General features: G+C 38.5%; 4 protein-coding genes. All 4 read left to right on the top strand.

Features of this window, described 5'->3' with window-relative positions; all coding sequences use genetic code 11:
• On the top strand, window positions 1–3,106 hold a 3,106-nt coding region (locus BN161_RS27475), incomplete at its 5' end, for a SusC/RagA family TonB-linked outer membrane protein (RefSeq protein WP_044272420.1).
• Window positions 3,107–3,126: 20 nt separating this feature from the next.
• Window positions 3,127–4,731, top strand: coding sequence for a RagB/SusD family nutrient uptake outer membrane protein (locus BN161_RS27470; RefSeq protein ID WP_044272412.1), 1,605 nt, complete (start codon window positions 3,127–3,129; stop codon window positions 4,729–4,731).
• Between the two features lie 23 nt (window positions 4,732–4,754).
• On the top strand, window positions 4,755–5,684 hold the full coding sequence (locus BN161_RS27465) for a zinc-binding metallopeptidase (protein WP_044272417.1): 930 nt from the start codon (window positions 4,755–4,757) through the stop codon (window positions 5,682–5,684).
• Window positions 5,685–5,692: 8 nt separating this feature from the next.
• Complete coding sequence (locus tag BN161_RS28350) at window positions 5,693–6,982, top strand: DUF4302 domain-containing protein (protein WP_052356436.1); 1,290 nt, start codon at window positions 5,693–5,695, stop codon at window positions 6,980–6,982.
• Window positions 6,983–7,589 lie beyond the last annotated feature (607 nt).

Raw genomic sequence — 7,589 nt, 5'->3', positions numbered from 1 at the left:
AACATTGCAAATTTCTTACATTGGTATGAAAACAGAAGAAGTAAGTATCAAGCCGCGCTTAAAGGTTACAATGAAAATCGACAGTGAAATGCTTCAGGAAGTTGTGGTTACTGGCATGCAACGTATGGACAAACGTCTCTTTACAGGTGCTACATCAAAATTATCTGCCGACGACGTAAAATTAGACGGTCTGCCTGAAATAAGCCGTGCGCTGGAAGGGCGTGCTGCTGGCGTATCGGTTCAGAATGTCTCCGGTACATTTGGTACAGCTCCCAAAATCCGCGTACGTGGAGCTACTTCTATTTATGGTAGTTCTAAACCTCTGTGGGTAGTAGATGGGGTTATTATGGAGGATGTTACCGAAGTTAGTGCTGATGACTTGTCATCCGGTGACGCAGTTACGCTGATTAGCTCAGCTATTTCAGGATTGAATGCGGATGATATTGAAAGTTTCCAGATTTTAAAAGATGGATCGGCCACTTCTATCTATGGTGCACGCGCAATGGCAGGTGTAATTGTTGTGACAACAAAGAAGGGTAAGGCTGGTTCCAACAAAATTAGTTATACCGGTGAATTTACGATGCGAATGAAGCCCAGTTATACCAATTTCAATATCATGAATTCACAAGAGCAGATGGGAGTATTCAAGGAGATGGCAAATGCCGGCTACTTAAACTTCTCAAATATTTATCGTGCATCTGACAGTGGTGTCTATGGTAAAATGTATCATCTGATTAATGACTACACTTCAAATGGTGGATTTGGTCTGCCAAATACAACCAAGGCAATCAATGCCTATTTGCAACAAGCCGAATACCGAAATACAGACTGGTTTGACTACCTGTTCAACAGTTCCGTTTCACAAAACCATGCAATCAGCATGTCAAGCGGTACGGAAAAAGCTTCTTATTACACATCACTTAGTGTCATGAATGACCCGGGATGGACCAAACAAAGCTCGGTTCAACGTTATACAGCCAATGTAAATGCCTTGTATAATATCTATAGCAATTTATCATTGAACCTGATAGGAAATGCCTCGTATCGTAAACAAAAAGCTCCCGGTACTTTAGGTTCAACCCCTAATTATGTAACTGGAGAAGTATCACGCGATTTTGATATTAATCCATACTCGTATGCGTTAAATACTTCACGCACACTAGATGCTAATGAAACCTATGTTCGCAATTATGCTCCATTCAACATTCTGCATGAACTTGAAAACAACTATATGGACTTAAATGTAGTTGATATGAAGTTTCAGGGAGAATTAAGATGGAAAATACTCAAAAATTTAGAAGCTTCTGCTTTAGGTGCCTATAAATATTCCACAACGACACAATCACACTATGTTAAGGATTATTCTAACCAAGCTTGGGCTTTCCGTGCAATGGATGATGCTACTATGCGTGATGCTAATCCTTGGCTGTACACCGATCCTGACAAGGTAAACTCTCTTCCCGTCAGCGTATTACCAGTAGGTGGCTTTTATCGTGAAACAAAATATGGAATGAACAGTTGGGATTTTCGCGGAACATTGAATTATAACGATGTATTTGCAGAAGACCATATTATCAACCTTTTCGGCGGTATGGAAGTGAACTCTATGGATCGTACGAAAACATGGTTTAATGGCGTAGGTATGCAGTATGAGATGGGTATGCTTCCTTCTTATGACTATCAGTACTTTAAGCAGGGCAATGAAGAAAATACTAATTATTATACTGTAGAAGAAAGCCGTTCACGTGAAGTGGCATTCTTTGCAACAGGAACTTATTCATATAAAGGACGATACACTGTTAATGGTACTATTCGCTATGAGGGTTCCAATAAGTTAGGCAAGAGTCGTTCTTCTCGTTGGTTACCCACTTGGAATGTGTCTGGTGCCTGGAATGTGCATGAAGAAGCATTCTTTGAAAATTTGCGCCCGGCATTGTCGAACCTGACTTTAAAAGCATCTTATTCACTGACCGCAGACCGCGGTCCGGCAAGCGTAACCAATTCTCGGGTAGTGATTAGTAGCTTTAATCCTTGGCGTCCATTTACCTCAGTGAAAGAATCAGGTTTACAGATTGACGATCTTGAAAATAGCGAACTTACTTATGAAAAGAAACACGAACTAAATATCGGTGCTGAGATTGGTTTTCTGGACAATCGCATCAATTTAGCAGTCGATTGGTATAAACGTGATAATTATGATTTGATTGGTGCTATTAACACAATGGGTATTGGTGGACAAGTGATGAAGTATGCCAATGTAGCAAGTATGAAATCGCATGGTATAGAGTTTACATTGTCTACACGTAATATTGTAACTAAGGATTTTAAATGGAATACGGACTTCATCTTCTCGCAAGCTAAAAATGAAGTAACGGATTTGGAAACCAATACCCGCATTCTGGATATGGTGATTGGCTCCGGTTTTACAATGAAAGGTTATCCTGTGCGCTCTTTGTTCTCCATTGATTTCCAAGGGTTGAACGAGGAAGGGCTTCCTACCTTTATTAATGAAAGTGGAAAACAGACTGTGACAGATCTTAACTTCCAATCGCGTGTAAAAGACTATTTAGTATACGAAGGACCTACAGATCCGACCATTACAGGTAGTTTTGGAAATACCTTTAGTTATAAAGGTTTTAAGTTGAATGTCTTTATGACCTATTCATTCGGTAATGTTATTCGCCTGGATCCGGTTTTCAAAAACTGGTATTCTGATTTGGCTGCCATGCCTAAAGAATTCAAGAACCGTTGGACTCAGTCGGGCGATGAGAATACTACTAATATTCCTGTTATTGCGGACCGTCGTTTAAATCAGGAATATAATCATTTAAGTTATGCTTATAATGCTTACAACCGCTCTACTGCACGTGTGGCTAAAGGCGACTTCATCCGCATGAAAGAAATCTCATTATCATATGATTTCCCTAAATCCTGGATTGCACCATTAAAATTCAACAACTTATCACTTAAGCTACAAGCTACCAACTTATTCTTGATTTATGCTGATAAGAAGTTGAACGGACAAGACCCTGAATTCTTCAATACAGGTGGTGTAGCCGTCCCCGTACCACGTCAGTTTACGCTAACCTTGAGATTAGGAATTTAACCATTAAAAAGAGAAAAAACATGAAACATATATATATATTTAGCGCGCTTATAGGAACTGCATTCTTGCTGGGTTCCTGCGATGACTTCCTCAATACGATGCCGGACAACCGTGCTGAGATTGACACGGAAGCAAAAGTAACATCTATACTTGTATCTGCTTACCCAGACAAGACCCCTGTCCTCATGATGGAATATAGCAGTGACAATGTAGTGGATCACGGGCCTCAGTATGCGGTCAACTATAAGGATCAAGAGGAAATTTATTTGTGGTCAGATATCACGAGTGATGGTAATGATGATCCACGTTACATGTGGCAAACTCATTATAGAGCCATAGCAGCTGCCAATCAAGCTATACAAGCAATATATGATTTGGGTGATCCCGCCAGTCTGGCTCCTCAAAAGGCGGAAGCTTTGATGTGCCGTGCTTATGCCCATTTTGTATTAGCAAATGTCTTCTGTTTACCTTATAACCCGGAAACGGCAGATAAGGATATGGGAATTCCCTATTCTGAAAATCCTGAAACTCAAGTAATTGTGAAATATGAAAGAGAAACCATGGCTCAACTTTACGAGAAAATTAATGCGGATATAGAAGCGGCTTTGCCATATATCAGTGATGATGTTTACACTGTCCCCAAATATCATTTTAATAAAAAGGCAGCTTATGCTTTTGCAACTCGTTTTAACTTATTCTATGTAAAACCGGATAAATCAAACTATCAAAAGGTAGTTGAATATGCAACACAAGTATTAGGAAGCAACCCGGATAGGGTACTGCGTCAAATGTCCAATTATATTCCACTTGGAGCGGGTGATGTGACAAATGCCTACGTGCAGGCAAGTGAAAACTGTAACCTTTTAATTATTCCGGCATATTCAGCTGCTGGACGAATCGGTTCCGGAAGTGGACCACGTTACAATCATGGGCGAGAAATAACCACTTATGAGACTTATTGGGCCGAAGGGCCATGGGGGTCTTCAGGTTCCGGCAGTTTCTTGATTCTGGGTAGAAAACTTTATGGTTCGAATCAGACTGTACGCTTCCCGAAATTGGATGAATTCTGGGAGTATACAGACAAAACATCCGGTACGGGTTTTGCGCATATTGTATTCGTTCCATTTACAACAAATGAAACATTACTTTGCCGTGCAGAGGCTTATACATTTTTGGAGAAATATGAAGAAGCTGCTGCCGATTTAAATAGTTGGCAAGTTACAAATTGCCTTTCTTCGTATGTTGATGATAATGGTATGACTCATACTCTGCAAACATTGACTCGTGAAAGCATCAATGAATTCTGGAATGATATTAAATATTGCCCTGTACCATCTATGGCTGATGGAGGTAGTGATCGTACTATCAAAAAAGAACTTCATCCTCAGGGATTTACTGTAGCATCAGGTGAACAAGAGAATTTTATTCAATGTGTATTGCACATGCGCCGTATTGAGACAATGCATGATGGACAACGCTGGTGCGACATTAAACGCTATGGCATAGAAGTAGCGCACAACCGTTATGGATTGGCTACAGATATATTGAAAGTCGGTGATCTGCGTCGTGCCATCCAGTTGCCTTCGGATGTTATTGATGCCGGTTTGGCTGCCAACCCAAGATAATAACCTTTAAAAATGAAATGATTATGAAATATATAAAACTATTTTTATTGATTACATTCACTTTGTGCTTAGGGGCTTGCAGTGAAGATGATCTTGACTCAAAGAGTATTTTTGATACGGAAGAGCCGGAAATGAATGAATTCGACAATTGGCTGATGAAGAACTATGTAACGCCTTATAATATCAGTTTTAATTATAGATATGATGACAAGGAATCGAACATGGAGTTTAACTTGGTTCCTGCAGACTATGATAAGTCTATAGCTTTGGCCAAAATGATGAAATATGTCTGGATTGATGTTTATAAAGAAGTAGCCGGTGATGAATTCGTCAAAATGTATTGTCCACGAGTGATGCAGCTTTTTGGTTCTCCGGCGTACTATCCTAACACTGGTAGTATTGTGATGGGTACTGCCGAAGGAGGAATAAAGGTGACACTGTATAATGTGAACGTAATTGATATTGAGCATCCGTATATTGATATCGATAGCCCATTCCCTGATAAGAGTGGCAGTACAACAGACTTGAATTATTGGTTTTTCCAAACAATGCATCATGAGTTTACCCACATTTTGCAGCAGAAGAAAAACTATGATACAGACTTCAATTTGATTTCTGCCGGTAATTATAGAGCTACGGACTGGATTAACTTGAAAGATCCTGATGCTCCTAAATCCGGTTTTGTATCAGGATATGCCAGCAAGGAAGCAAATGAGGATTTTGCAGAAATTCTTTCTGTTTACATAACTCGCACGGAAACCGCCTGGCAAAAGCTATTGGCAGCCGGAGTCGTTGGCGAAGATGAATCTGGCAAACAGGCCATCCTTGATAAATTAGAAATTATAAGAGAGTATTTAAAAGGTAGCTGGCAGATAGATATTGATGAGTTACGTAAAGTCGTTACCCGTCGTTCCGCAGAAGTAGCTACTCTTGATTTAACAACACTTAATTAGAAAGTAATATGAAAAAAATATTTAATTTATTATTTATATCGCTTGCTGTCGCTCTTTATTCATCCTGCACGCCGGAAGAGGAAGATTTATTTGATGATTCTTCTGCCAATCGTATTGAAGCGACACTAAAGGCTGATAAAGAGGTATTGACAAGTGCCAAGAATGGTTGGTTGATGGAGTACTATCCTTCTGCAAACCTGACTTATGGAGGTTATAATATATTGGTTTCATTTGCAGAAGATGGTACAGTGCAAGTAGCAAGCGACATATATGATGCAGAGGCAAAGGTTACCAGTACGTATGTTCTAAAGCAAAGTGCTGGTCCGGTATTAAGCTTTGATACACATAATGAAATAATGCATTATTTCTCTGATCCACATAATCCCGGGGGAATAGGTAGTGATGGAAAAGGTATGGAAGGAGACTTTGAATTTACTATTATGGAGGCTACCAAAGATAGGGTAATATTAAAGGGAAAGAAGAATCTTACCAAAATTATTATGACTCCATTGGCTGAGACAACTATATGGAAAGATTTCTTGCAAGGTGTTCAGGATGCGGATGAAGTATTCTCTCAGTTCATAGCTTATAAATATGCAGAAGGTGATTTTAAAGCGGATGTTACAGTTTCATATAGAACTCTTGCAATTACTTATACGGAAGGTGATAATGATATTACAGTAGAAGCGCCATACATTATAACGACTGAAGGAAATATTAAATTCCGTGAGCCATTGGTTCTGAATGGAAAGTCAATTGAGGAATTGAAATATCAGCCTGATGAAAAGTATGGAACCTTTTCTCCGACAAATGGTGTAAATGCTCTCTTTACTCCAACTTTTCCACTTAATTATCTTTTGCTCAACAATGACTGGTATTTTGCAATGAGCGGATTAGGAGACCCTCAAGCTATCGCCAGGTGGAATGCTATAAAAACTCAGGTGATGCCTGCACTAGGGGTTCCTTTGGATTATGCATTATTTACACCATACGATGCAACCACTACCGCTTTTTATTGGAGTTGTGGCGGTACAGTAGGACTCTTGCTTTTTAATAACAAAACTGCGGGCGACAATCTGGTAAACTTTACATTTGCTTCCAGAGGCAATAATTTTGGGATTACTTTATGGAATAATTATAATTGGAGCTATATGGTTTATCCATTTAATGGGAAGACTTTCACCTTGTCTGCTGACAGTGATGAAAATCCTACTGTAATAACAATGACAGATAATTCTAACTCTAAGAATACAATCAAATTATATAAAGAGGAAATATTAGATCCATTCAATAAGTAGAGACTTTTACCTTATAAAGTATACTTGGGCATGTTACCCAAAGTGTTTTTAATTAAAGTGTTTTAAGAGGGCGCCTGTGAAGGTGCCTTCTTTTTTACGTACGGTGGTATGAGAGAGCAGTGATGAAAATAATCCCTCATTTCCTACTCGATTGTTGGTAGATATTGTTCTATTTATCGGTTCTTTCATTATATTGCCGGTGAAACAGTGTTTCTTATGCCAATATTTATTTCCAGGCTTGATTTTACGCAAAGAAAACAACAATAATCTTCCATTCATCTAGCTCGACAGTTCATTTCATTAAAGAGAATTTAATAGTTATATTTATTATTCTACACATTCTTTGATCTACCAGAACTTGCAGTATTTGATCTGTACAGCAATATCACTTACTATAAAACTATATAGTATTAGTTACTAATATCTTAATTGATAAATATAGGATATATATGGTAGACATATATGTATAACACTATTTATTAAATATCTCACTATAAGATTATTAGTGAATATTTATTATTTCAGCAAGAGTTCCACATATATTTTTATCCATTTGAATACAAGCATTTTAGCTTGAACATAGTTCTGCGAAGACTTTGCAGGTTTC

Source organism: Bacteroides timonensis (assembly GCF_000513195.1).
Lineage (GTDB): Bacteria > Bacteroidota > Bacteroidia > Bacteroidales > Bacteroidaceae > Bacteroides > Bacteroides timonensis.
Note: the sequence above shows the minus strand (reverse complement) of the source record. Positions and strands in the feature narration are given on the sequence as shown.